Source organism: Mastigocoleus testarum BC008, from assembly GCF_001456025.1.
Lineage (GTDB): Bacteria > Cyanobacteriota > Cyanobacteriia > Cyanobacteriales > Nostocaceae > Mastigocoleus > Mastigocoleus testarum.
The window spans coordinates 26,724-51,770 of the sequence record NZ_LMTZ01000083.1 but is presented as its reverse complement, the minus strand read 5'-3'; the positions used below and the strand labels follow the sequence as shown (position 1 = coordinate 51,770).

Annotated in this window: 17 protein-coding genes, 1 tRNA gene and 1 pseudogene; 15 read left to right on the top strand and 4 right to left on the bottom strand. The window is 36.7% G+C overall.

Features of this window, described 5'->3' with window-relative positions; translation table 11 throughout:
- The first annotated feature begins 102 nt into the window (after window positions 1-102).
- From BC008_RS12960 to BC008_RS12940, 5 genes are all read left to right on the top strand, one after another.
- Entirely contained in the window at window positions 103-459 is a 357-nt protein-coding gene (locus tag BC008_RS12960) for a helix-turn-helix domain-containing protein (protein ID WP_235595855.1), read from the top strand.
- 468 nt (window positions 460-927) lie between these two features.
- Window positions 928-2,268: a GAF domain-containing protein gene (locus BC008_RS12955; RefSeq protein ID WP_058183545.1), complete on the top strand. Its 1,341-nt coding sequence runs from the start codon at window positions 928-930 to the stop codon at window positions 2,266-2,268.
- 678 nt (window positions 2,269-2,946) lie between these two features.
- The gene (locus BC008_RS12950) at window positions 2,947-4,263 is read left to right on the top strand and encodes an AAA-like domain-containing protein (protein ID WP_027843313.1); all 1,317 of its coding nucleotides are present in this window, start codon (window positions 2,947-2,949) and stop codon (window positions 4,261-4,263) included.
- Window positions 4,264-4,455: 192 nt separating this feature from the next.
- A complete protein-coding gene (locus BC008_RS12945) occupies window positions 4,456-7,965 on the top strand; it encodes a WD40 domain-containing protein (protein WP_027843314.1) in 3,510 nt (1,169 codons plus the stop codon).
- 218 nt (window positions 7,966-8,183) lie between these two features.
- Window positions 8,184-9,167, top strand: coding sequence for an NAD-dependent epimerase/dehydratase family protein (locus BC008_RS12940; protein WP_027843315.1), 984 nt, complete (start codon window positions 8,184-8,186; stop codon window positions 9,165-9,167).
- Window positions 9,168-9,651: 484 nt separating this feature from the next.
- Here the strand turns inward: BC008_RS12940 and BC008_RS48285 are convergent, their stop codons facing one another.
- Window positions 9,652-9,858 carry a hypothetical protein gene (locus tag BC008_RS48285; RefSeq protein WP_153009567.1) on the bottom strand — a complete coding sequence of 69 codons (207 nt, stop codon included), beginning with the start codon at window positions 9,856-9,858 and terminating at the stop codon, window positions 9,652-9,654.
- 167 nt (window positions 9,859-10,025) lie between these two features.
- On the opposite strand from BC008_RS48285, the gene BC008_RS12935 reads away from it, so the two are divergent.
- From BC008_RS12935 to BC008_RS12905, 8 genes and pseudogenes are all read left to right on the top strand, one after another.
- On the top strand, window positions 10,026-11,540 hold the full coding sequence (locus tag BC008_RS12935; RefSeq protein WP_027843316.1) for an AAA family ATPase: 1,515 nt from the start codon (window positions 10,026-10,028) through the stop codon (window positions 11,538-11,540).
- 145 nt (window positions 11,541-11,685) lie between these two features.
- On the top strand, window positions 11,686-11,889 hold the full coding sequence (locus BC008_RS46395; protein ID WP_072207715.1) for a hypothetical protein: 204 nt from the start codon (window positions 11,686-11,688) through the stop codon (window positions 11,887-11,889).
- A 441-nt stretch (window positions 11,890-12,330) separates the two neighbouring features.
- The gene (locus BC008_RS12930) at window positions 12,331-12,843 is read left to right on the top strand and encodes an SH3 domain-containing protein (protein ID WP_036265408.1); all 513 of its coding nucleotides are present in this window, start codon (window positions 12,331-12,333) and stop codon (window positions 12,841-12,843) included.
- Between the two features lie 427 nt (window positions 12,844-13,270).
- Window positions 13,271-14,572, top strand: a pseudogene (locus BC008_RS12925) (ABC transporter substrate-binding protein); the annotation flags it as partial.
- Window positions 14,573-15,031: 459 nt separating this feature from the next.
- Window positions 15,032-15,931, top strand: coding sequence for a carbohydrate ABC transporter permease (locus BC008_RS12920; RefSeq protein WP_036265410.1), 900 nt, complete (start codon window positions 15,032-15,034; stop codon window positions 15,929-15,931).
- Between the two features lie 287 nt (window positions 15,932-16,218).
- On the top strand, window positions 16,219-17,103 hold the full coding sequence (locus BC008_RS12915; RefSeq protein WP_027847096.1) for a carbohydrate ABC transporter permease: 885 nt from the start codon (window positions 16,219-16,221) through the stop codon (window positions 17,101-17,103).
- Between the two features lie 3 nt (window positions 17,104-17,106).
- Window positions 17,107-17,307, top strand: coding sequence for a hypothetical protein (locus BC008_RS48280; RefSeq protein ID WP_058183549.1), 201 nt, complete (start codon window positions 17,107-17,109; stop codon window positions 17,305-17,307).
- Window positions 17,300-18,376: an ABC transporter ATP-binding protein gene (locus BC008_RS12905; RefSeq protein WP_027845831.1), complete on the top strand. Its 1,077-nt coding sequence runs from the start codon at window positions 17,300-17,302 to the stop codon at window positions 18,374-18,376. Before BC008_RS48280 ends, BC008_RS12905 begins: the two co-directional genes overlap by 8 nt.
- Window positions 18,377-18,433: 57 nt before the next feature.
- Here the strand turns inward: BC008_RS12905 and BC008_RS12900 are convergent, their stop codons facing one another.
- Window positions 18,434-19,615 (bottom strand): patatin-like phospholipase family protein, encoded by a 1,182-nt coding sequence (locus BC008_RS12900; protein ID WP_027845832.1) that lies wholly within the window; start codon window positions 19,613-19,615, stop codon window positions 18,434-18,436.
- A gap of 615 nt (window positions 19,616-20,230) precedes the next feature.
- On the bottom strand, window positions 20,231-21,235 hold the full coding sequence (locus BC008_RS12895) for a hypothetical protein (RefSeq protein ID WP_027845833.1): 1,005 nt from the start codon (window positions 21,233-21,235) through the stop codon (window positions 20,231-20,233).
- A 254-nt stretch (window positions 21,236-21,489) separates the two neighbouring features.
- Here BC008_RS12895 and rbsK point away from each other — a divergent pair, with 254 nt between their 5' ends.
- The gene (gene rbsK / locus BC008_RS12890; protein ID WP_027845834.1) at window positions 21,490-22,452 is read left to right on the top strand and encodes a ribokinase; all 963 of its coding nucleotides are present in this window, start codon (window positions 21,490-21,492) and stop codon (window positions 22,450-22,452) included.
- 118 nt (window positions 22,453-22,570) lie between these two features.
- Here rbsK and BC008_RS12885 read toward each other — a convergent pair.
- Window positions 22,571-22,643: transfer RNA gene (locus BC008_RS12885), tRNA-Phe, on the bottom strand.
- A gap of 534 nt (window positions 22,644-23,177) precedes the next feature.
- On the opposite strand from BC008_RS12885, the gene BC008_RS12880 reads away from it, so the two are divergent.
- The gene (locus tag BC008_RS12880) at window positions 23,178-24,806 is read left to right on the top strand and encodes an iron uptake porin (RefSeq protein WP_027845835.1); all 1,629 of its coding nucleotides are present in this window, start codon (window positions 23,178-23,180) and stop codon (window positions 24,804-24,806) included.
- Window positions 24,807-25,047: the final 241 nt, after the last annotated feature.

The window sequence follows — 25,047 nt, the reverse complement described above, 5'->3', positions numbered from 1 at the left end:
CAATTTCCCATATTTCCTTACTTCAAAGACATACTTTTTATCACAGATTTAACTTTAAATATTTAGTTTACTGATTGAGTGTTCCAAAAATACGAGATAGATATGAGAATATATCCTCTGGGAAACAAAAAAAATTCTGAAGTAAAAGCAACATCTATGATACGTAAGATCACCACGAGAGAACAGCGTCTAATTTCACTTTATAAAAACTGGGATTTTGGCATGACACCAAAGCAGTTCTACACAAAATGGGGTGTTACTTATAAAGATATTGCTCAAATTTGCGATCGCTCTGATTCTACTGTAAGAAATTGGTTTAGAAGTAATTCTGATAAGCACTACCCAACAAAAAATGATTTACTTCACCTTGCTTTAATGGATTTCTTGCTAGAACATTTCGAAGAAGTCCCCGAAAATATTTTGCAATGGTTAAACATAGATAAATTACCACATGCTTAATGTATGTGGTTAGAAGTTATATTGTTTGAATTTACATGATTTTAAATACTTACAAGCATGTAATGGATAGAGGCAAAAACTTTGTCATTGTTTGTCATTGAATCGATTCATGGTAGATTTTAATGCGTTTATAACTATGATTGTGCTATCGGAGAAAAAAATATAGAATCAAGCATAATATATACTGAAAAACTATATTTCTATAAATTATTTCTCCCTAAATTTGTCAAATAATCACTACTTAGATATTCTTCTATTAATATCGCTTGCTCAATATGGAATAATTTCTTGGAAATAGTTTTAAGTTTTGAAATTATAAGTTATCCAGTTATAACTTATGAAGTATTTGGTTGAATATTCTGATTATTTTACGAATTAAGAACCAAAAACTCTAACGTTAAAAAATTTAAAAAAATACTCTTTAAATGCAAATTTAAACATTAAATCAACTTAAACTGAATTTAGGAAATGCATAGTAATATCAATGAGACAACTGTATTACGTCAGATAACAAAATATATCCGTCAAAAGTTAGAATTAAAAGTCATTTTGACCGCTGCTGCTGCAGATCTGCGTTTATTCCTGGGAATTGATAGGGTAAAAGTCTGTAAGTTTAACCTGGATGGAAGCGGTGAGGTAATTGCTGAATCTGTAAATGATGATGGTTTACCATCTATGCTGGGATTACATTTTCCTGGTGATGAAATTCCTGCTGAAACTCGTGAGTTATATCTTAAGGTACGAGTGCGGTCAATTGTGAATGTTGACACTAAAGAAATTGCTCAAAGCGCACTATATGATTTGGAAACGGCAGAGATCCTTTCTGAAGAAATTTGCTATCGTGCAGTAGACCCATGTCATTTGGAGTATTTGACAGCCATCGGTGTCAAATCATCTGTTGTCTTACCTATTTTATATGATGGAAAACTCTGGGGTTTATTAGCATGTCACCACAGTAAACCACGTTTGATTTCAGAAGCAGATCTGGAATTGGTTCAAATGGTTGTTGAGCAAATTTCAGTAGCAATTGCTCAAAATACTCTTCTCTCCCAAGTACCAGAGAGAAATCTTAGAGAAAATAGTATCAAGCATGTCGTTACTCTATTGCATTCATTATCTACGGTAGAATTACAAGCTGCTTTGGCGCAAGCTATTGTTGCATTTGGTGGTTCTGGAGGTAGGCTTTGTATTGCTAAAAAAAGTGAGGGAAACAAAATTGACAGCTTTATAGACTGTCTGGAAAATTCCAGCGACAGTCTCAAGCTTTATACCCATGGTAAACAGCCTGTAATGCCAAAACTAGCAAAATACCAATTGATGGAACAGTATAGTGTTTGGCAAGAATATTATAAATCTGGTGATTATGATATTTGGGCAATTTCAGATATATATCAAGTTCACGAATTACGCTTTTTGCAGGTTGCTTTTCAAGGTTCTCAAGTCTGTAGTCTCTTAATGATTCCACTCCAGTATCGTCAGCACTTATTGGGATATTTAAGTATTTTTCGCAACAAATTAGAGCGAGAAACTTTTTGGGCGGGAGAGTTTGAATCAGATCAAAGACAATTATACCCTCGCCAATCTCTTAATGCTTGGCGAGATACCACTAAGACTCTATCTTGTGAATGGAGTGCAAAAGAAATTGACTTAGCCCGCGAAATTAGTAAACAATTTGCCTTTGCAGTTCAAGAATATCAACTACAACAAGAATTCGATAAGCAAACTGATAACTTGCAGAATACGATGCAAAAACAGCAGGCATTAGTAAAAGCTTTGACTAAGATGCGACAAATTCCTTGGACCAGATAAAGAGCAGAATACAGGAGTTAAGAATGGAATAAGCTTTACGCCTAAATTTTAGCTATTTATCTATACCTTACTTACCTGCTATCTGCTATAAGATCCTTTCAATATCAACAATAGATATTGAAGGGAATTTATTAATTTTTATTGTTATTTATTTTCAATAAAGATTTAAGAGCTAAATACCTTTGATTCGTTATCCCCGAAAGCGAGGAAATATAAAGATACCTCAACTATCTTCAATTAAAATTTGTCTATTTTATGCAAAATGCTTGACATTTATTGAAGTATTTACTTATTCGGGTTTAATACTACATAAATTAGTTCAATGTCTGTAATTTTTTGCTAGTATTACATGTTGTTTGCTAAGTGAAAAATAACTCACATGAATGGTAATTTCGACCTCCCAGAGAAACAGCTACCCTTTGGTAAGACATAAATTGTCGCTTTCGGCTATTTCTTTTTGTCTAATATGTATATATTTGTATAATAACAAGTCAAAATACTGATTTTATAAGCCTTTACTTGACTCAAATATAGCAGTTCGATTAAGAAATCAAGGGTTCTTAAGTACATAGTATTTCACTTTTATAGTTGCAAATCAGAATACGACTTTTCTCATTGATTGCAGCTAAAAGTAACTGTCGAATTTTTCCGCTTTTTATAAAATAGCGTTAAATTATAATGACTATAGAAGATACGTTATCTATTCTAGACGAAGTTTTTCACCCCGACCGTTTAAGCGTTGTTCAGGAACAAGTATTCCGTAAATGTTGGGAAGGAAATACTTACCAAGAAATTGCTAACACTTGTGGTTATGATGCTGATTACATTCGGAGTGTTGGTTCTCAATTATGGCAAAAGTTATCTAATGCTTTTGGGGAGAAAATCACCAAAAATAACTTTCGTTCAGTTCTCAGGCAACAGTTTCAAAATAGACTAGTACCGACACATGAAAAAAGAGAACTAGAATTTCCTAAAGGTATAGTACCTTTAAACTCCCCATTTTATATAGAACGCGTTCCTGGTGAATCGCTGTGCTACGAAACAATTTTACAACCGGGGGCTTTGCTGCGAATAAAAGCACCATTAGAAATGGGTAAAACCTCATTGATGGTGAGGATTCTGGAAAAATCTAGACAATTTGGGTACTACACGGTTGCATTAAGTTTCCAAAAAGCTGACGCCAAAGTTTTTACTGATTTGGATCGCTTATTGAAGTGGTTTTGTAGCGCGATCGCTCACCAATTGGGTTTGGAAGGAGAGCAATATCAACTCGAGCATCATTGGAGTTCAATTTATGGGAGTAAAAGCAACTGTACCCATTACTTTCAAGAATTTTTATTACCAGCCCTAAAAAGACCTCTTGTGTTAGCCCTGGATCGAGTTGATGAAGTATTTCGTCACTTGGAAGTTGCTGATGATTTTTTCAGCATGCTGCGTTCTTGGTATGAGGAAGCTTCCTACGGAACCCAAGGGAGTGAGGTGTGGCGCAACTTACGATTAATTATTATCCATTCTACAGAAGTTTACATTCCTTTAGACACCAATAAATCTCCTTTTAATGTAGGAGTTGCAATTGAATTACAGACATTCAAATCCGAACAAGTCTATAAGCTTGCTCGGTTACATAATTTAGAATTATCACCACAAAGGCTAAAGCAGTTTATGCAATTGTTGGGCGGTCACCCTTTTTTAGTTCGCCTAACCTTGTACAACTTGGCATTAAGACATATAACCTGGGATTATCTTGTAAAATCTGCAGCGACAGAATCAGGCATTTATCGCAGTCATCTACGTCAACTTTTAGGATACCTCCAAGAGGATATGGAATTAATTTCAGCCTACGAACAGGTTCTAAAATGTACGGGACCTGTAGAATTGGAACAAATGCTAGCTTTCAAATTAAATAGTATAGGCTTAGTATCTCTTCTAGGTAATGCTGTAATATCTAGGTGCGAACTGTATCGGCAGTATTTCCGTCAGCATATTAGAACTTAGAAATCGAGCTAAACCATTGAAATTTAATTTGCGACTCATAAGCACAACGCTTCACAAAAAGATTACTGGACAAACCAAATAATGATAATCTTCCCTTATAAGGGGGTTTATTTAAATTTTTTGCTGATACCAAGTCGCGGTCTATTTTGGCTCGACTTTGTAGTGCTATTTAATTGAACTCACCTTGAACTAATGGCGACCGAAAAGTTAACAAATTACCAATATCAAGTAGGTGGGCGTTTACCAATTGATGCTCCGAGCTATGTAATACGAAAAGCTGATAAAGAACTTTACCAAGCTTTAAAAGCTAAAGAGTTTTGCTATGTACTCAATTGTCGTCAAATAGGTAAATCCAGTTTGCAAGTGCGAGTAACCCAGAGGTTAATGAATGATGGTGTTGCTTGTGGTGTTGTTGATTTGTCTGGTCTTGGTAGTCATAATACAACCGAGAAACAATGGTATGCCGATATAACCCTATCTTTAGTTCGTAGCTTAGGACTGAGTCAAAAGTTCAATTTGCGTAAATGGTTGGAAAAACGTCAATATATTTCGCCAGTCAGTTCTTTGGGTGAGTTTTTGGAAGATGTTCTACCTACTCTAATTCCACAACCAATAGTAATTTTTATCGATGAGATTGATAGTACTTTAAGCCTACCTTTCAACACCGACGATTTTTTTGCACTGATCCGTGCTTGTGTTCAAAATAAAATTATCACTTTCACCTTGTTGGGAGTTGCAACACCTTCAGATTTAATTGCCAACAAAAGTAGAGCTCCTTTCAATATTGGTCGGGCGATTGAACTAGGTGGATTTACTTTTGAAGAAGCCCAACCATTAATTAGGGGTTTGGTGGGGAAAGTAAAAAATCCTCAAGAAGTGCTCAAAAACATATTAGCTTGGACTGGCGGACAGCCATTTCTAACTCAGAAACTATGCCGCCTAACTGTTAAGTACTATGCCCAAAAAATAGGTACTCCCAATATCATTTCAATTTCTGAACTGGTTAAAAATTATATTACCGATCAGTGGGCATCTAAAGATGAGCCACCTCATTTACGTACTATTAGCGATCGCTTCCAAGTCAATACTAAAAAAACTGGACGCCTATTAGGACTTTATCAGCAAATCATAGACCTAGATTCGATATCAGCAAATGAAGCAATTGACGAACAAGTCGAATTATTACTTAGTGGATTAGTTAAAAGACACAACGGGCGAATAAAAATTTATAACCGCATCTACGAAGAAGTATTTGATAGAAACTGGGTAGAAAAACAATTAGCAAAACTCAGACCTTATTCCGAATCATTGAAAGCTTGGTTAAATTCCGAACGCAAAGATGAGTCACAATTATTACGAGGTTTATCTCTAGAAGAAGCCCAAGCTTGGTCAAACGAACATAGTTTGAATTATTTAGATTATCAGTATTTAGCTGCTAGCCATGTAGTAAACAATCGGGAAGTTCAAAAAATTGAAATGGCTCGCACTCAAGAAGCTGAGGCGCGATTGGCAAAGCAGCGAGAAGTTTCTAAATTACAGAGAATTTTATTAACTTCAGTAAGCACTGCATTAGCTGTCTCTGCTACGTTGGGAATGGTAGCTTTCTTTCAGTTCCATAGAGCACTAGTTAACGAAATTAAAGCAATAATTGCTTCTTCAGAGGAATCCTTTGCTTTGAATCGAAGTTTAGATGCTGCGATCGAAGCCTTAAGAGCAAGGCAAAAATTGAAAGGTTTATATTGGAAAGATAAAAAACTTCAGAATCAGGTAGAAGAAGTACTTTTACAGGCAGCATACCAGGTAAAAGAGAAAAATATCTTGTCTGGACATACAGGTGCAGTTTATGACGTTGCTTTTAGTCCTGATGGTAAATTCCTTGCATCGGCGAGTCGAGATCAAACCATCAAGCTCTGGCAAATGGATGGTACCCTAATTAAAACCTTTGAAGGTCATGGTGATTGGGTTAGAGGAATTGCTTTTAGTCCCAACGGGAAATACATTGTTTCTGCAAGTCAGGACGGAACGGTCAAACTTTGGCAGACAAATGGGACTTTACTGAACACTTTCAAAGGTCATAACGCTGGAGTTAACAGTGTTGCTTTTGGTAAAAAATGTGAACTCATTGTTTCAGGTTCAGATGACAATACTGCGAAGATCTGGGAAACTGATGGTACTTTATTGAGAACTTTAGAAGGACATACCGATCAAGTTAGGGGAGTAAATTTTAGTCCTAATTGTCAGCTTATTGCTTCGGCTAGTGGAGATGGTACGATCAAAGTCTGGAAAATTGACGGTACTTTATTAAAAACCCTTAAAGGTCATAACTCTGGTGTTAATAGAGTTGTTTTCAGCCCCAATGGTAATATTATTGCCTCATCTTCCGATGATAATACTGTTAAACTATGGCAAACCGATGGCAAAGAGATATATACCTTTAACAAGCATGAAGCAGGAGTTGACGGTCTCGCCTTTAGTTCGGATGGTAAAACTATTGCTTCAGCATCCGACGATCACACTGTTAAACTCTGGAAACTTAATGGAAGTTTGCTCCGCAGCCTAGAAGTGCATAATGAAGAGGTGAGATCTGTTGCTTTTAGTCCTGACGGAAAAGCTATTGCTTCAGCTTCTGAAGACAGTAGAATAGAAATTTGGCGACCAAACGAGACTTTACTAACAATATTGGCTGGACATAACGATGAAATCGAAAGCGTAGAATTCAGTCCTGTTAAGATCAGATCTCCAGAAGGAATAGATCGGATTATTGCCTCAGCTTCTGATGACAAAACCATAAAACTTTGGACTTCCCAAGGAAAACTGATTATGGTTTTAGAAGAAGATAAAAATAAACTTGGAGGCCACAGTGATAAAGTTGAGGATGTTGCTTTTAGCCCTGATGGCAAATTAATTGCTTCTGCATCTGAAGACAATACTGTTGGGCTATGGAAATTTGATCGTGAAGATAATAGATATTACTTCTTATTAAGCCTAAAAGATCATAGGAATGAAGTTGAAGGTGTAGCTTTTAGCCCCGATGGGGAAATTATTGCTAGCGCTTCCGACGATCAGACTATAAAACTTTGGAAACCTGATGGTACTTTGCTAAAAACTTTGTTAGCACATAGGGCTAGGGTAGAAGAAGTAACTTTTAGTCCTGATGGCAAATTACTAGCTTCAGCAAGTGGCGATCATACTGTCAAAATTTGGAGCATTGACGGTCAATTACTCCGTACCCTTGAAGGTCATACCAGGGGTATAGATGATGTTGCCTTTAGTCCTGATGGTAAATTAATTGTATCTGCAAGTGAGGACAAAACCCTCAAGCTATGGAATCTTCATGGGAAAGTAATCAAAACTTTTAGGGGTCATACGGGTCGAGTTAGAGCAGTTGCTTTTCATCCCACAAAAGATATGATTGCTTCTGCAAGTGGAGATGCCACTATTAAACTGTGGAAATTAGATGGTTCTTTGGTAAGAACTCTTAAAGGACATAATGATGGAATTAATGGAATTTCTTTTAGCCCAGATGGAAAAAGACTTGCTTCTGCAGGTAACGATAATAAAGTAATTTTATGGGATTTAGACAAATTTCTTCAAATTGAACCTGTATTACAGCACGTCTGCAATTGGATCGAAGATTATTTGAAAACTAATGCAGAATTGGAACAGAAAGATAGACACTTATGCGATGACATTATTAAATAAAAACAATACATTTTTACTAAATATTGTCAAGCAAACTATATAAAGTTGGTTGTGTTGCAAAAAAATATTTAGTTGCAATAGTCTAAGCTTATTGACTGATTTAGCTATATTTTAACTAATTTGTTCAGCGCGTTACGGCATTGCTAGAAGCTAAAAGAATCTCATATGACATTGAATATATTAGTTCTCATCTGCATTGTTCAATTAAACTTATGGGTATGAAAATCCTTGTCACTGGCAGTTCTGGGCATCTAGGCGAGGCGCTAGTTCGTACATTGCACGACGCTAATCATGAGGTCGTCAGTCTGGATATTAAGCCATCACCGTTTACGACGGTGGTTGGATCGATCTTCGATCGCGAATGCGTCAGAATTTGTATGAAAGGTGTGGGTACTGTCTATCATGCCGCAACGTTGCACAAGCCTCATGTTGCCACTCACAGCATGCAAGAGTTTGTCGAGACGAATATTCATGGAACTTTGGTTTTGCTGGAGGAAGCTGCCGCCTGTGGAGTGGCATCATTTGTGTTTACCAGCACAACGAGCGTATTTGGTAACGCCCTCAGACTCCCACTGGGAACACCAGCTGTTTGGGTTACAGAGGAAGTAACCCCGATTCCCAGGAACATATATGGTGTTACGAAGACGGCGGCAGAAGACCTTTGTCACCTTTTCTATAGGAAACGGGGTCTTAATTGCGTTGTTCTTCGCACGTCTCGATTCTTCCCAGAAGAAGATGATGACAGGGTTCAGCGCCAATCTTATGACGACCAAAATGCGAAAGCTAATGAGTTTCTTTTTCGACGTGTCGATTTGGAAGATGTCGTTAGTGCGCACCTTTTGGCCAGCGAAAACGCCTCATCAATCGGTTTTGGGAAATACATTATCAGTGCAACTACGCCCTTCTTGACCGAAGACCTTACTGAACTGCGAACCAATGCACCGCGCGTGTTGCGAAAACGAGTTCCTGAGTACGAGCAAATTTACCAACGCTATGGATGGAAGATGTTCCAAGGGATTGATCGAGTCTATATCAACTCCAAGGCGCGAAAAGACCTAAAGTGGGAACCAAAATACAATTTCACTCATGTGTTGAGCCATCTGAGAAAGGGAACCGATCCGCGAAGCCCGCTTGCTAGAGTTATAGATTCGAAGGGCTATCACTCGGTCATATTTGATGAGGGACCATATCCTGTTGAGTGAATGGTCGCTTCTTGATGGCGGATGCAAGGGAAGCCAAAAGTGTACCAGTGACTATTACATACAGCATCTTTGCAATTGGATCTAAGATTATTTGAAAACTGATGCAGAGTTGGAACGGGACGATCAACACCTATGTGATGACATTATTTAAATTTAGTTAGCTTTCAGGGTCAAGAAATTTCATTATTGCTTGTCTCATATTTTGCACCTCTCAGTACAAACCCAGGTAAATTCAAAATATGCGTGATAACGCTACCTAATTATGATGAGTTTTTATTGATAGACCAAGGGTTTTAGCTTTTTACTGAGTAATACAATTGCATAAACTTTTATTGGTGTAATATATAAGTTGTTTGGCGTTGGTCAGTGTGTAATGCTTTTGGTGCAAATATCTAGGAAAAATTAATGTTTTAATAACTTAATTTCTTGATTAGCATTCTCTATTGAGCAACGACAGTTGTTTTACCTTGTTAGGTTTTTCTAACTACGGTATGTGACCGCACTCATTAATAAAGCAGAGTTCGATATTACCCTGCAATGCAGAACCACCTGAGCCCCGTTGGTCGTATAAAATACAGTGAAAACGGGAAGTAAAACTTTCGGTAAATGGAAGAAAATAAGGGATTTTCCAGTACCATGATCGCACCACAATATTTGACCGTCGGTGGTCTTGAGAATATTTTCTTTCCACATAAGTAATTTACGCTGCGCTTTTTATACGCTTCAAATATTTATGATACTGCTATTACGGTTTCTAGCAGTGCCGAAAAAAATCAAAGTATCTATTAAATGTGAGTTGTAAGACGCAATATAAACCTTAACAATAAAAGAAATAACCAATCTTTTAAGATCTAAAGTATGAGCTTCCGTGACGAGTTTAAACTTCTGCTACGCGCCCGTTATCCTTTGCTTTACATTGCTACCTATGAAGAGGAACGGGTGGAAGCTGCTATTCGGGAAGAAGCGACCAATCAAGGTAATCGCCCGATTTATATCTGGGATTTTGTTGATGGTTACCAGGGTAATCCCAATGACCAAGGTTTTGGGCGGCGTAACCCATTACAAGCTTTGGAATTAGTAGAAAAGTTATCTCCAAATGCACCAGCGGTGTTTATTTTGCGGGACTATCACCGATTTTTAGAAGATGTAGCGATTGCGCGCAAACTACGTAATTTTGCCCGCCTTCTTAAGTCACAACCGAAAAATATTGTGCTGTTGTCGCCGCGCATTAATATTCCTGATGATTTGATGGAAGTTTTGACAGTGGTGGATTTTCCATTACCAGCCAAGACAGAAATAAAAACTGAGATCGAACGTCTGTTAGCTTCAACTGGTACTTCTCTGTCTGCGAAGTTTTTGGATGACTTGGTAAGCTCTTGTCAGGGTTTATCTATGGAGCGTATTCGTAGAGTTTTAGCACGGGCGATCGCATCCCACGGAGAATTACAACCAGAAGATGTGGAATTAGTATTAGCTGAAAAGCGCCAAACCATTCGCCAAACCCAAATTTTGGATTTCATTCCTGCCACAGAACAAATTTCTGATATTGGTGGTTTAGATAACCTTAAAGATTGGTTATTGCGCCGGGGTGGAGCATTTAGTGAAAAAGCCCGACAATATGGTTTACCCCATCCCCGTGGTTTGCTATTAATCGGAATTCAAGGAACTGGTAAATCTTTAACTGCAAAGGCGATCGCCCACCATTGGCATTTACCACTTTTACGCTTGGATGTCGGACGTTTGTTTGCTGGATTAGTCGGTGAATCGGAATCCCGGACGCGACAGATGATCCAGGTAGCTGAAGCCCTTGCTCCTTGTATTTTGTGGATAGATGAAATAGATAAAGCATTTTCTGGACTTGGTAGTAAAGGAGATGCGGGAACTACTAGCCGAGTATTTGGAACATTTATTACTTGGTTAGCAGAAAAAACCTCACCTGTATTTGTTGTTGCCACCGCTAACGATATCCAAGCTTTACCACCGGAAATATTGCGTAAGGGAAGATTTGATGAGATATTTTTTGTCGGTTTACCAATTCAGGAAGAACGCAAAGCAATTTATGAAGTACATTTAACTCGCTTACGTCCTCATAACATCAAAAATTATGACATTGAAAGATTAGCCTATGAAACTCCTGATTTTTCTGGAGCCGAAATCGAGCAAACTTTAATTGAAGCAATGCATATTGGCTTTAGTCAGAATCGAGACTTTACCACCGATGACATTTTAGAAGCTGCTTCTCAAATTATTCCCTTAGCAAGAACAGCCCAAGAACAAATTGAAAAATTACGGGAGTGGGCTGCTGCAGGTAGGGCGCGTCTAGCTTCAAAACATAATCCTTTGAGTGACAGAATACAGCAACAGTTACAGTAAGAATTACTTAGGGGAACTCGCTAAAAAATTAGTAATAATTAACCCTCCAATTTACAGGAGGGCTAATTATTAGTTAATCCTTCAAAATCTAGGGGATTAAAAGCTGTAAGACGCTTTCAGCAAGCAAAAGAACTATATCCAGACGGTGTTGTCAGCAAAGGTACATGGCAGGTATATTGTCAAAGCTGTTGTCACAAAAGGGAAGAAAGTAGGAACTTACTTCGGTCGAGTATTGTGCCGTAAAAGTGGAAGTTTTGATATTGCGACTAAAACAGGAAGAGTCGCCGGGATTAACTATAAATTTTGTATTTCAGTTCACAAGAAAGATGTTTATTCTTACTCGTTTTAAAAGCTTTTCAGGGGCAATAAATTACCCCGTCGTTTTTCCTCCCAGTTATAAATGGACTGGGCTTCCTAACTCCCGCAAGGTCTTTGTGAGTATGTTCTAATTTCTATATATCGAGAGAAAATTCTGAAATTTCAACCAAAAAAATAGATGCTTATATACGTAGCATGCTGCAAAAATGTAGGGTGTTACCTTTACCGTTTGGTTGAATGTGGAACAGATACAGAAAATAACTCTTCTAAATTTATAATTCCCAATTTCTACTTCCTAGGCTGAAATCTTAAACCCTTATCCCAGGACATATACTGAAAATTGATTTTATGTACTTTTATTGGGGGGACGGATTCGAGTGCAAATGCAATAATAGGTGAGAAATTAAAGTGGATAACACAGCAGTTAATGGCTAAGCCTTTAACTCATTAATAACTTGATGGTGTTGAAGATATGATTTTTGTCAACATACTAAAGTTTCTGTTTGGTTTTGCTTTAGCCATTGCTATTTTAGCTGGTGGTAGTGTGGTTGCTGCGCTTTACTTTATTAACCGAAATGCCGTAACCCCCAACAAACCAACGTTCGATAATGATCGACCTCCAGCCATAACTGCAGGGGTAAAACCAGGAGAATCAGCATTTACCACTACTTCTAAAGCGAAGGAGAAAAAAAATACAAAATCCCAAAATACACCATCACAAAAAGATAAACAGTCAGCAGAAGAAGAAAAATCTTCACAACCTTTGCCACCAGGGGCTTACAACGCTCGGGTAACATGGCCACAAGGTTTAATTTTGCGTTCTGAACCCAACACAGATGCCGAATCTGTTGGTGGGGTGGGTTTCAACAAAAAAGTTATTGTTTTACAATCCAGCCGAGATAAAGCTTGGCAAAAAGTTCGAGTAGTAGATACAGATGAGGAAGCTTGGGTAAAAGGTGGTAACACTAAACGTATTGATGAATAATTAAAATAAAAGCCTAGTAAAAAAAATCAAATAAAAAACGGGGGTTACAGCATTGCTGTATCCCTATATATTTTAGGTATCTTGTTATGATTCAATAGTGATATTTTCAATTTTAAATTTTAGGCTTGAAATAGAAAATAATTTGGATATTTTACTTGTAGCGATAGCTTCACGAAAAGATAACTAAATTTATAAAAATTCTATTAATGTAAATAACTAATATTAATTGAGATTGATAGTTAAACTTATCTATACTCAAATGTCATATGAATAACTATTTGGTATATATTATCTATAAGTTTAATTAAGCATTCAATATTAACAACTAACCGACTCAAGAGTAAATAGCAAGTTACCTAAATACTGATACTGTATATTTAAAAATATCATAATTGCTTCGTAAATCGAACTAGATATTTCGGAGATAATGTTTCACTTCCAATTGCCTAAAATACTGTCGAAAATACCACATAAACTAAAATTGCCAACGGTAATATTTGCCGTTATATTAGTTCTTCTATTTACTTCGATGCCACATGCATTGACAGAGCAGCCAGTTACCTTAAATATGCTGATGACAGCCCCGGATGCTCAACCTTGGAAAACAGGAATAATCAAAGACTTTGAAGCAAAAAATCCAGGTATTCGTATCAATATAGTTGAAGGTCCAAATTCAACTAATCTATTAGAGGATCTTTACACTTCTGCTTTTATTTTAGGTGATTCGCCTTATGATTTGGTGAATATGGATGTAGTTTGGACTCCAAAATTTGCAGCAGCTGGATGGTTATTAGATTTAACAGATAAAATTTCTTCAGATGAATTAACAGCTTTCTCTGAAAAAGATGTAGAGGGAAGGCGTTACCAAGAAAAATTATATGGAATTCCCATGCGTTCCGATGTAGGAATGCTTTATTATCGCAAAGATTTACTTGAAAAAGCAGGGTTTGCAGCACCACAAACTTTTTCAGATCTAATGAAAATTTCCCAAACATTACAAAAGGGAAATAAGGCGAAATGGGGTTACATTTGGCAAGGCAAACAATATGAAGGACTAGTTGCAATGTTTGCAGAAGTTCTACAAGGTCATGGAGGATTTTGGGTTAATCCAGAAAATTTGGAAGTGGGATTAGACCGACCAGCAACTATTGAAGCAATTAAGTTTCTCAAGCAAACGATCGCAGATAAAGTTTCTCCAAGTGGTGTAACCACATATCAAGAAGAAGAAACTAGAAGATTATTTCAAAGTGGACAGGCGGTTTTTTTACGGAATTGGCCTTATGTTTGGCCCCTTGCGAATACAGATGATTCTCCACTTAAAGGTAAAATAGCAATCAAACCAATGCTTGCAACTCCTAATAATACGGGTGGAGCTTGTTTGGGAGGATGGGCACTAGGAATTTCTAAATCTTCCAAACATCCTGAAGAAGCTTGGAAAGCAATTAAGTATTTCACTTCTGAAGCAGCGCAACGTAAGTTTATTTTAGAAGCTGGTTTTGTACCAAGTAGGCGTTCTTTATTTACAGACCCAGAAATTGTTAAAAAATATCCCCACTACCCAACACTTTTAAAGGTTGTAGAACAAGCTGTTTTACGTCCCCCAATTCCTCAATATGCCCAAGCATCAGATATTTTACAACGCTATTTGAGTGCTGCATTAACTAATAGAATGTCACCAGAAGCAGCTATGAATGCCGCAGCAAATGAAACTCGGCAATTATTAGGTGAAAAAGTTAATCAAAGAATATCAATTGCAGATGGCGAATTAAATGTACAAGAAATAAGTGAAGAGAAATCCGCAAACTTACCTCAAAGATTAATATCAGAAAGACCAATATTAGAAAAACCGGTATTAGAAAGGCCAGTATTAGAAAATACAGATTTATCTCCATTAGAGGAAGTCATACCCACACTACTGGAAGAAAAATCATTCACACAAGATGACGCACAAATTCAAGATATAAAAAGCATCGATTTATTCCAGGAAGAAATACCTGTCACACAACCTCAAGAGAAAAATTTAAACATACAACAGAGTTTAAGCACACAAAAATATGGAGCATTACTATTAACCACTAACTAACAATTGCAACTCTAATCTAAAAATTACACACTAACGATCGCAAACTAAGTCTAAACAACTAAAGCTCGCATATAAATTACCTAAGTTCGGTAATAAATAAGAAAAATGCAAACCATCCGAAGTCGAGAACAGCGAACTGCCTTAATATTTTTACTACCTGCTTTAATCTTACTTTTGCTCGTATTTGGTTATCCAATAATTCGTGCTTTTTGGTTAAGTTTATTTACAAAAAATTTGGGTACCGAACTACAGCCAATCTTTGCAGGCTTTGATAATTACATACGAATGGTAGGAGATGGTCGTTTTTGGAATAGTTTGTGGACAACTACCATTTTCACCACAGCATCAGTAATTATTGAATTACTCTTGGGATTAGGTATCGCCTTAGTCCTAAATCAAAAGTTTGTTGGAAGAGGTGTGATGCGCACCGTCGCAATTTTACCCTGGGCTTTACCAACAGCATTAATTGGTTTAGCTTGGGCGTGGATATTTAACGATCAATTTGGCGTTGCTAATGATATTTTATTACGCTTAGGTTTTATAGATACTGGTATTAATTGGTTGGGAGAACCAACATTAGCAATGGTAGCAGTAATATTTGCAGATGTTTGGAAAACCACCCCATTTATTAGTATTTTACTTTTAGCTGGTTTACAATCGATTTCACCAGATTTATACGAAGCTCATTCTATAGATGGAGCATCTTCTTGGCAAAGTTTCCGCCAAATAACTTTACCATTATTGATGCCACAAATCTTGATTGCAATGTTGTTTCGTTTTGCTCAAGCTTTTGGAATTTTTGACTTAATTAAAGTTATGACTGAGGGTGGTCCTGGTGGAGCAACAGAGGTTGTGTCGATGTATATTTACTCTACCGTTATGCGCTATTTGGACTTTGGTTATGGTGCAGCGCTAGTAGTCGTAACATTTTTATTATTGATTTTTGCAGTTGTACTAGCAAGCTTACTGCTTAAAAATTTACGTTCTCGAAGTTCGCAATTTTAATTATCAGTTAATGCGCAATACTTACAGTACGCTTACGCTAGACCGCGCACGCTTTGCTAATAGTTTAAGTAAGTAGGCGAGAAAAAAGTAAACTATGTGAATAAATATAAAATATCTGTATTTGGCTCGTAGTAGCGCTTTAGCGCTAAAGCACTACTACAAACAAGTTATGATTTTTCTTACTAACATACTTATGGCTAACGCCACGCCCTTACGGGCTACAGTTACCAATTAACAATTACCAATTACCAATTATCAGTTAGTAAATTTTCAATTATCCCAAACAAATGACTTCAGTTTCTCCTAAATATAAAATTAATTCTGAAGAAAATAATACTACAAAAAATGTAGGCAGAAAAATATTATTATGGCTTGCCGTGGTTCTAATTACTATTTTTTGCCTTGCTCCTGTAATGTGGCAATTATTGACTTCATTTAAAACTAAAGAAGCTATAGAAGAAGTTCCTACGGCTTATTTTACTCTGAGTTTAACTTGGAAACATTATATTGATTTATTTAGTAGGCGTCCTTTTTGGCTTTATATACTAAATAGTGCCCTTATTTCTTTTGTTTCAACAGCCTTTGCATTAGCTGTAGGAGCACCTGCGGCTTATGCATTAGCTCGTTTACGTCCATGGGGTGGCAAAGTTATTTTGGCTGCTATTTTAATTGTAACTTTGTTCCCTGGCATTTTATTATTCTTAGGCTTATTAGAAATCATTCAATGGCTACATTTGGGTAATAATTATTTGGCATTAATTATTCCCTATACAGCAATTAATTTGCCACTCACAATTTTAGTTTTACGTAGCTTTTTTGAACAACTTCCTAAAGACTTAGAAGATTCAGCACGAATTGATGGTTACAACACGGTGCAAATGTTAGTTTATATTTTGCTACCAATGACTGTTCCAGCGTTAGTAACAACAGGAATTTTGACATTTATTTTTGCTTGGAATGAGTTTATTTTTGCTCTAACATTTATTACTCGGGAAAGCATGAAAACTATTCCCATCGCTGCAGCACAATTGGGTGGTGCATCCAGTTATGAAATACCTTATGGTTCTATCGCCGCAGCAACAGTTGTGGGAACTTTTCCTTTAGTTGTATTGGTATTATTTTTCCAACGAAAAATTGTTCAAGGTCTTACCGCTGGAGCTGTTAAGGGTTAATTTATCAGTTTATGGCTAACGCCACGCCCTTACGGGCTACAGTTACCAATTACCAATTACCAATTACCAATTACCAATTATCAATTACCTGTTACCAATTACCAATTACCAATTACCAATTATCAATTACCTGTTACCAATTACCAATTACCAATTACCAATTACCTGTTACCCATTAACGATTACCAATTTCAAAATGTCTAAACTTGAATTGAGAAACTTAAATAAGACTTACACATCAAAAATTATCCCAGTAAAAGACGTTAGTTTGATGGTTGATGATAATGAATTCCTTACTTTATTGGGTCCAAGTGGTTGTGGAAAATCTACCACTCTACGAATGATTGCGGGTTTAGAAGAACCAACTCGCGGTAAAGTCATTCTGGGAGGTGAAGATATTACTTTTAAAAGACCTGGCGATCGCAACATGGCGATGGTTTTTCAAAGTTATGCTCTTTATCCTCATATGACGGTACATGAAAATCTATCATCTGGACTGAAGCTAAAAAAAGTTCCTCGGGCTGAAATTCAACAACGCGTAGCAAATGTTGTGGAACTTCTTGGTTTAAAAGAATTACTACATCGCAAACCAGGTCAATTATCAGGAGGACAAAGACAACGAGTCGCAGTTGGTCGAGCATTAGTACGGCGTGCTGAAGTATATTTGCTGGATGAACCATTGAGTAACTTAGATGCACTACTTAGAGAAAGAGTTCGTGCAGATCTCAAACAAATATTTGCAAGGGAAAAAGCACCAGTGGTTTATGTAACCCACGACCAAACAGAAGCAATGACTTTGTCTTCTAAGGTCGCAATTCTGAATAATGGTTATATCCAACAATTGGATCCACCTGAACGAATTTACAATCATCCAGCTAATTTATTTGTTGCTGGTTTTGTCGGTAGTCCGCAAATGAATTTACTAAATCTACCCTGTAAAGGTCGCAGTGCAATGCTGGGTGATTTTCAGATTCAATTACCAGATATCCCTACCGTACCATCAGAAATTGTTCTGGGTATTCGTCCAGAAAATGTTCGTTTAGTAACTTCCGATGATGACAAACAGATAATTCAAGGAAAGGTTTTTCTAGTGGAAAACTTGGGAATGCACAACTTAGTAAGCATCCATGTAAAAAGTTCTCATTCTCCAGCATTAACAATTCGTGCGTTATTACCAACAGATCAAAGTTGGGATAGTAAGGAAATAAAACTAGTATTACCTCCCCAAAATATTCATTGGTTTGATGTGGAGTCTGGTGATATTTTAAGGTGATTTTTGATTAGGAATTGGGAATTAGTAATTACTAATCGATCATTGATATATAATTAGCTATTTATTTTTTTCTAAGAATTCTTTTAACGACTTCTCTACATTTGGTTGTCGGAGGTATACTTCTGCAGCTTCGATCAAATTATTTATATTTTCTTTACTAACATCATCAATATCATCACTCAATCGTTTACCAGTTAACTCTCGATCTAATTTAAATTGTAAACGTAATAGTCTGGAGCGAACCATTTGATCGGTTATATATTCGCATACATCTGCCGATCCATCTAATGCTACACCTATTAATGGTTGTGCCCATTGTATTAAACCCCAATGATGAGCTTTTTCAAAAGGGATGATTCGCGTTCTATCCCCAGTACCTAAAGAAAGTACAGTAATGTTTTCTAAGGAATGACCCAATCTCAAAGCTTCTGCTACAGCACATGCAGATGGATTGTTTGCTGTTACACCACCATCAATTGCTGAATAAATCGTTTTAATTGAATATATAGAATTTTGAGTGGGTATTTGCTTCCAGGCTTTATCTAAAATAGCTTTTCTGGGACGCCCTATATATTTCTTGATTTTACGAGTTTGACCACTTCCAGGACCACTAATAATTTTCAGTAATGTATTGTTATATATATTATTTGTACATGAAGCATCTTCATCTAAATAGATGTTATCTATCGATGCTTTGTAAACTTGACCATTTATTATTTTTTCTAATTTATGTGCGGGAAAATATGTTGGTGCAGAGGCAGAAGAAACACAAGTCTCCCATAAGGGAATATTCCCATAACCTTTATCTTGACGCCAACTTTTAAAAACAATTGGCTTTCTTTCAATCGTATCGTAAGCAACTATTAATAATAATGGTGAAGGGATATCAAAAATAGTTTTATCGCCAAAAACACTTTTTAATACTTGAGTTAAACCTCGATCTGAGTACTTGGGTGCTGATACTCCATGCTTAAAAATTAATTTTATTCTTTTAAGTGAAAAGCGACTCTGGTAAGGAAATATTAGTGAACTGTTCTCTTTGTAGAATTCTACTATTTTTTCGCTTCTAATCCCTGTAGCTATAGCTGCAGCTAAAATAGAACCTGTAGAAGTTCCTGCAATTAAATCAAAATACTCATTTAATGGTTGCTCAATTTGCCTTTCAATTAATGAGAGTATTTGTGCTGTTACGACCCCTCTAATACCACCGCCATCTAAGCTCAAAATCCGAAAAGGCATGGTTAATAATTACCTTCTAGTTTTAAAGTTGAATTAAAGTTGAATGATATATTCTTATTCAGCTTAGTATACAAAAGTTTAGTATACAAAAGTGTGATTTCTACTAAACGTGTTTTGGAAAGATACTTTTATTTTGTATTGGTTTTAGGTAAAATAAAAACCCATTTTTTAGAGTATAATTAGAGATTATATAAACCAAAATAAATATCTTTTGCAAAGACAAAATACACTAATTTTACACATAACTATAGATACTTGTAACATATAATAAATTTCTATTATATAGTATGCCTGAAGAAATATTATTCATAGTATTTAGTATTACAGCAAGGTTAATAAAATACAATTCATGACGATGATATAAATGCCATAATTACTACATAATAAAATTAATTATTCTCTACTCTTGAAGAGTTAATTTCAAGATAAAAATAATATCAATTATAGTAGATAAAATCTACCTATTTGAGATTTGTATTAATACCAGTAAAATTACAACTATTCAGTTCAATGGAAAAACAAACAAATAGAAATTTAGCCAAGAATTATTTGCATTCTTGGCTGTTCTTATCTCTTATTGGTGATATTTTCTAGGTATGTAAAGAAGAAGAATTTTTATTTTGACTTCATATTTACATTTACCAAAACTTCTTGATTCATATTTGTATCTTCTTGTTTAGAGGTAAATTTACCTTTCCAATTCACATTAGAAGCAACAGAGATATTAGAAGTAATCGGCATTAATTTATCGAGCATTATTTGGTATTTTCCCTCTCCATTACCTTTATAAGATTGAAGAGTTAGTGCGGCGCTGGGTGGTAGTCCTGGTAAAGTCACTTTTTGCATTGCTTGGGCTTGTTGGTCAACTTTAGCCTGGAGAGTTGCAACACCATCTTTAATATCCAATAGTTTGTATGTTTGTGTTTGGATGATATTTATACCGCTAAAACCAACCTTATTGGTTACGACCCATTCAGCTCCTTTACCCACAGCTTCTTGAGGAACAGGAGAAGATACTTTACTGAGGGAATTACTGACTTGTTGCATCATCTGTTTGAGCATTGGATCTTTAATATCAGATGCAACCAAGTTAAATTTTTTGGGATTACCACGATTATCCATCACTCCAGAACCCTTCATTCCCTTAAGTTGTGCAAACTGTTTTCGCATTGCTTCAAGTATTTGTGGTTGGACATTGGGGTCTTTAATGACATCTATGTCTGAATAGGAGAAATCGTAGCTAATATCTCCATTCGGTTCCACCTTATTAACAACAGTATTAACGGTTACTTCAGTAGCAGGAATATTAAAAGCTGGTACTGGCTTTCCATCAAGTGACATTTTCATATTGGTTTTTGTCATCATCACTGACTGCTGTTTGCTACCAGCGACAGGTTGAAAGCGCAATTTTTGTCTGGGTTCTGCACCACGATTGAGTAATTTAACTTTAGATGCTTGGGGACTTTTTAGTTGGGGTTGTTCAGAATTTTCTGTATCTGTAGATACGTTTGGTGATTTTTGTTCTGCTCTTGGTTGTGCGTGTGCGGGGGTTTGTACATACTTGATTCCAGTCCCTAGTAGCAAGCAAATTATTCCACCAGCAAATAAACTCTTCTTCATAGACCTCACCATATGCGATATATAGTTGTAAATTTTGTAGTCAAAGATAACATCGACTATAAAATTTATTTGTGAATATTTACCTTAAAACTTTGCAATACACTCTATACCTGTTTTCAAAACAACAGGAGCTTGTGAAATTTTGAGCAATCGAAAGTAGATGTGTTTAAAAACAAGTAAATCTTTACTATCGCTTTGCATCGGACTTATCTGATGGCATATTATTTCGCTGGTTCGCTATTTTTAATAAGTTTATGAGCATTATCGTCTTTGGCAGCATAAATAAAGACTTAGTGGCGACAGCACCTCGGTTACCACTAGCAGGAGAAACGTTGCTAGGACGAGATTTTTTTAGTGTATCCGGAGGTAAAGGAGCAAATCAGGCTGTTGCGATCGCGCGTTTGGGAATTCCAACCCACATGGTGGGACGTGTTGGCGCTCAAAGTTTTGGTAACGAGCTGATTGCGAATTTACAAGCTGCTGGTGTGGAAACTGAAAATGTCTTTGTCGATGAAACCGTTAATTCTGGCGTTGCAATTATTACTGTTGACGATGCGGGTGAAAATCAAATCATTGTCATACCAGGTGCAAATGGAAGGGTAGATCTGGATGATGTCGAACGATTATCCCGTTTATTACCAACAGCACAAGCGCTTTTACTGCAATTGGAAATTCCTATTCCTGCAGTTTTAGCAGCAGCAAAAGCAGCTCGAGACAGGGGTGTAACTGTCATTCTTGACCCAGCACCAGCACGATCTGATATTCCTGAAGAACTCTTATCCCTGGTGAATATTATGACTCCGAATGAAGTAGAAGCCGGACAGTTAGTAGGTTTTACTGTTGATGGGGAAGAGTCAGCCCACAGAGCAGCAGATCTGTTATTACAAAAGATGACCAGGGGTACCAATAAGTTCAACAATGTTAATTTGAAATGCCTACTGATAAAACTTGGCGAGCGAGGAGTTTATTGTGCGACCCCCGACCAAAGATTTTTTCTTCCTGCATTTCCCGTTTCAGCTGTTGATACAACTGCTGCTGGTGATGCTTTCAATGCTGGTTTTGCCACAGCATTAGCCGAGGGAAAATCTTTAAAAAAAGCAGTGGTTTGGGGCGCTGCAGCAGGTGCTTTAGCTACTACCAAGCCGGGAGCACAACCTTCTCTCCCTGATCGATTCATCTTCGATAAGTTTTTGCAAGAACAAGTCAGCGACTATTAGGGTGTCAGGCTTGAGGTGTGATTTCGCAATTCTACGCAACGAAGGCTATATTTTTGTTTCGATATTATTACTGTAATAAAAATCCTTGAAACTAAAACCAGTTTCAAGGATTTATGTATGCCAGGAACGAGACTTGAACTCGTGACACGAGGATTTTCAGTCCTCTGCTCTACCAACTGAGCTATCCCGGCGGACGTATTTGAATTTACGATTATTAACAATAGCAAAGGTCACAGAATTTTGCAAGCTTTAGCGAAATTTTTTTTTAGATTCAAGATTTTGAGACGAGAATTATTTTGGAGCACAATTCATTACATCAAATAAATTACTTTATCCAACCCAAAATATATGTAATAAAAAAATTATATCTAACCAAATTAATGCAAGCTAATATCAATACAGTTAAGCTTAATAAAAGTAGCTTGTTACTTTAAATATTTTGTTTTTGTTCTGTAACTGTTTTATCATACAAAAATAAGTATTGCTCAAATTTCAAGCAAAAATACATTTGCATAATTAATTTAAGCATTATTCAATAGAAATATTACTTTAAATACGCGTAAATAAATTTACAGCTTAGATTAACAAATAACTACTATTTTTATAAGATTGTCGTTAAAAACATTGCTTTTTACACTGATTGGATTAATAATATTTCTCAATAAAATCATGGCTGTAGAGAGTATTTTGTCATACAGCTAATATTCAGTGTGAGGAATAAAAATATGAAAAAAGTTTGGCAATCTTTGCTTACTAGTTCAGCAATTTTTGCAGCGATCGCGAATTTTGGGACTATAGCATCAGCAAATGAAATATCTGCTGCAACAGAATCTCAAACAGAGTCAAATTCTGTGATCGTCAATCCAGAAGTTCACATTGAAAGTGCCAAACAAGATCGACTCATGGCACAAGTTACCTCCGTATCTCAACTATCAGACGTACAACCAACGGATTGGGCATTTCAATCACTACAATCCTTGGTAGAACGTTATGGCTGTATCGCAGGATATCCCAACAGCACTTATCGCGGAAATAGAGCATTGACAAGATACGAATTTGCCGCAGGATTAAATGCTTGTCTCGACCGAGTAAATGAATTAATTGCAACTGCTACTGCTGATGCAGTTAGTAAGGAAGATATTGTTGCTCTGGAAAGATTACAAGAAGAATTTTCAGCAGAGTTAGCAACATTACGCGGTCGTGTAGATGCGGTTGAAGCACGTACAGCAGAACTAGAAGCAAATCAGTTTTCAACTACATCCAAACTCGAAGGAGAATTGGTTGTGGGTATAACTGATGTGTTTGAAGGAAACACAAATGATGATAATACAGCCCTAGGAGCTAGAGCGCGAATTAACTTCGTTAGCAGTTTCACTGGTAAAGATACCCTTTACACTCGAATCCAAACTAATAATATTGTTGCCCCCGATCTGGGTACTCCAGAAGGTGGGTTAGCCTTTGCTGGCGATACAGGAGACAATGATGCAGCTTTAGATGCTTTATGGTACAGTTTTCCGCTGACTAAAAAAACTAACGTTATTGCCATCGCCAATGCTGGTGCAGCAGATGATGTAGTCGATACAGTTAACCTATTTGACGGTGACGGTACAGAAGGTGCTTTATCTACCTTCGGTACTCGTAACCCAATTTATGGAGCAATGGATGGTTCTGGTGTTGGCGTTACTCAGGAATTTGGTAAGGGCTTATCTTTAAGTTTGGCTTACTTAGCGGGTTCTGCTAGCGATCCAAGTACTGATAATGGTTTATTTCAAGGGTCTTATGGAGCATTGGCGCAACTTACCCTAGAGCCTAGCGACCGCTTCAAAGTTGGTTTAACCTACATTAATTCCTACAACCAATTTGGAGGTGCAGGAAGTAATGCAGCGACTTTAAACGTTACATCACCTATAGACAATGCAACTAATCTTGCAGATACTCCATACTCGAGTAATTCTTATGGCGTTCAAGCTTCTTTAGGTCTGAGTAAAAACCTAGTATTAGGCGGTTGGGCTGGTTATTCAAATGTACGCAATCTTTCAACATCTGCAGCCTTCCCCGATCGCGGTCAAGCGGATGTCTGGAATTGGGCTGTAACCCTTGGCTTACCAGATTTAGGCAAAAAAGGCAACTTAGGTGGTATAATATTCGGTATGGAACCAAAAGTTACCGATTCAAGTATTGATGGTTTAAATGAGGATCGCGATACCTCTTATCACATTGAGGCATTCTATCAGTACAAAGTTAATGACAACATTAGTGTAACACCAGGAGTCATCTGGCTCACAGCCCCTGACCACAACAGCAACAACGACGATATTGTAATTGGAACTTTCAGAACAACCTTTACTTTCTAATCAGCAACTCAAAATCTGAAATTACAAAATCTGAAATTACACAATCTGAAATTATTTTTGGCATTTTATTTCTGACATTAATTTATCAAGATCTAGAATTTTACTTCCTTGACTCTTGATTGGAGAAGAGAAAGTAATTTTCAGTCTCAAGTCAAGAAATAAATACTTTGTCCTCAGAGGAATAAAGAAAGACCAGCCTACCACAGCTGGTCCGTAAAATAACCTTTTCTTAACGTTGTCT

Coding starts and splice junctions, on each gene's coding strand:
- BC008_RS12960 (WP_235595855.1), top strand. CDS start 103: ATGAGAATATATCCTCTGGGAAACAAAAAAAATTCTGAAGTAAAAGCA.
- BC008_RS12955 (WP_058183545.1), top strand. CDS start 928: ATGCATAGTAATATCAATGAGACAACTGTATTACGTCAGATAACAAAA.
- BC008_RS12950 (WP_027843313.1), top strand. CDS start 2,947: ATGACTATAGAAGATACGTTATCTATTCTAGACGAAGTTTTTCACCCC.
- BC008_RS12945 (WP_027843314.1), top strand. CDS start 4,456: ATGGCGACCGAAAAGTTAACAAATTACCAATATCAAGTAGGTGGGCGT.
- BC008_RS12940 (WP_027843315.1), top strand. CDS start 8,184: ATGAAAATCCTTGTCACTGGCAGTTCTGGGCATCTAGGCGAGGCGCTA.
- BC008_RS12935 (WP_027843316.1), top strand. CDS start 10,026: ATGAGCTTCCGTGACGAGTTTAAACTTCTGCTACGCGCCCGTTATCCT.
- BC008_RS12930 (WP_036265408.1), top strand. CDS start 12,331: ATGATTTTTGTCAACATACTAAAGTTTCTGTTTGGTTTTGCTTTAGCC.
- BC008_RS12920 (WP_036265410.1), top strand. CDS start 15,032: ATGCAAACCATCCGAAGTCGAGAACAGCGAACTGCCTTAATATTTTTA.
- BC008_RS12915 (WP_027847096.1), top strand. CDS start 16,219: ATGACTTCAGTTTCTCCTAAATATAAAATTAATTCTGAAGAAAATAAT.
- BC008_RS12905 (WP_027845831.1), top strand. CDS start 17,300: ATGTCTAAACTTGAATTGAGAAACTTAAATAAGACTTACACATCAAAA.
- BC008_RS12900 (WP_027845832.1), bottom strand. CDS start 19,615: ATGCCTTTTCGGATTTTGAGCTTAGATGGCGGTGGTATTAGAGGGGTC.
- BC008_RS12895 (WP_027845833.1), bottom strand. CDS start 21,235: ATGAAGAAGAGTTTATTTGCTGGTGGAATAATTTGCTTGCTACTAGGG.
- rbsK (WP_027845834.1), top strand. CDS start 21,490: ATGAGCATTATCGTCTTTGGCAGCATAAATAAAGACTTAGTGGCGACA.
- BC008_RS12880 (WP_027845835.1), top strand. CDS start 23,178: ATGAAAAAAGTTTGGCAATCTTTGCTTACTAGTTCAGCAATTTTTGCA.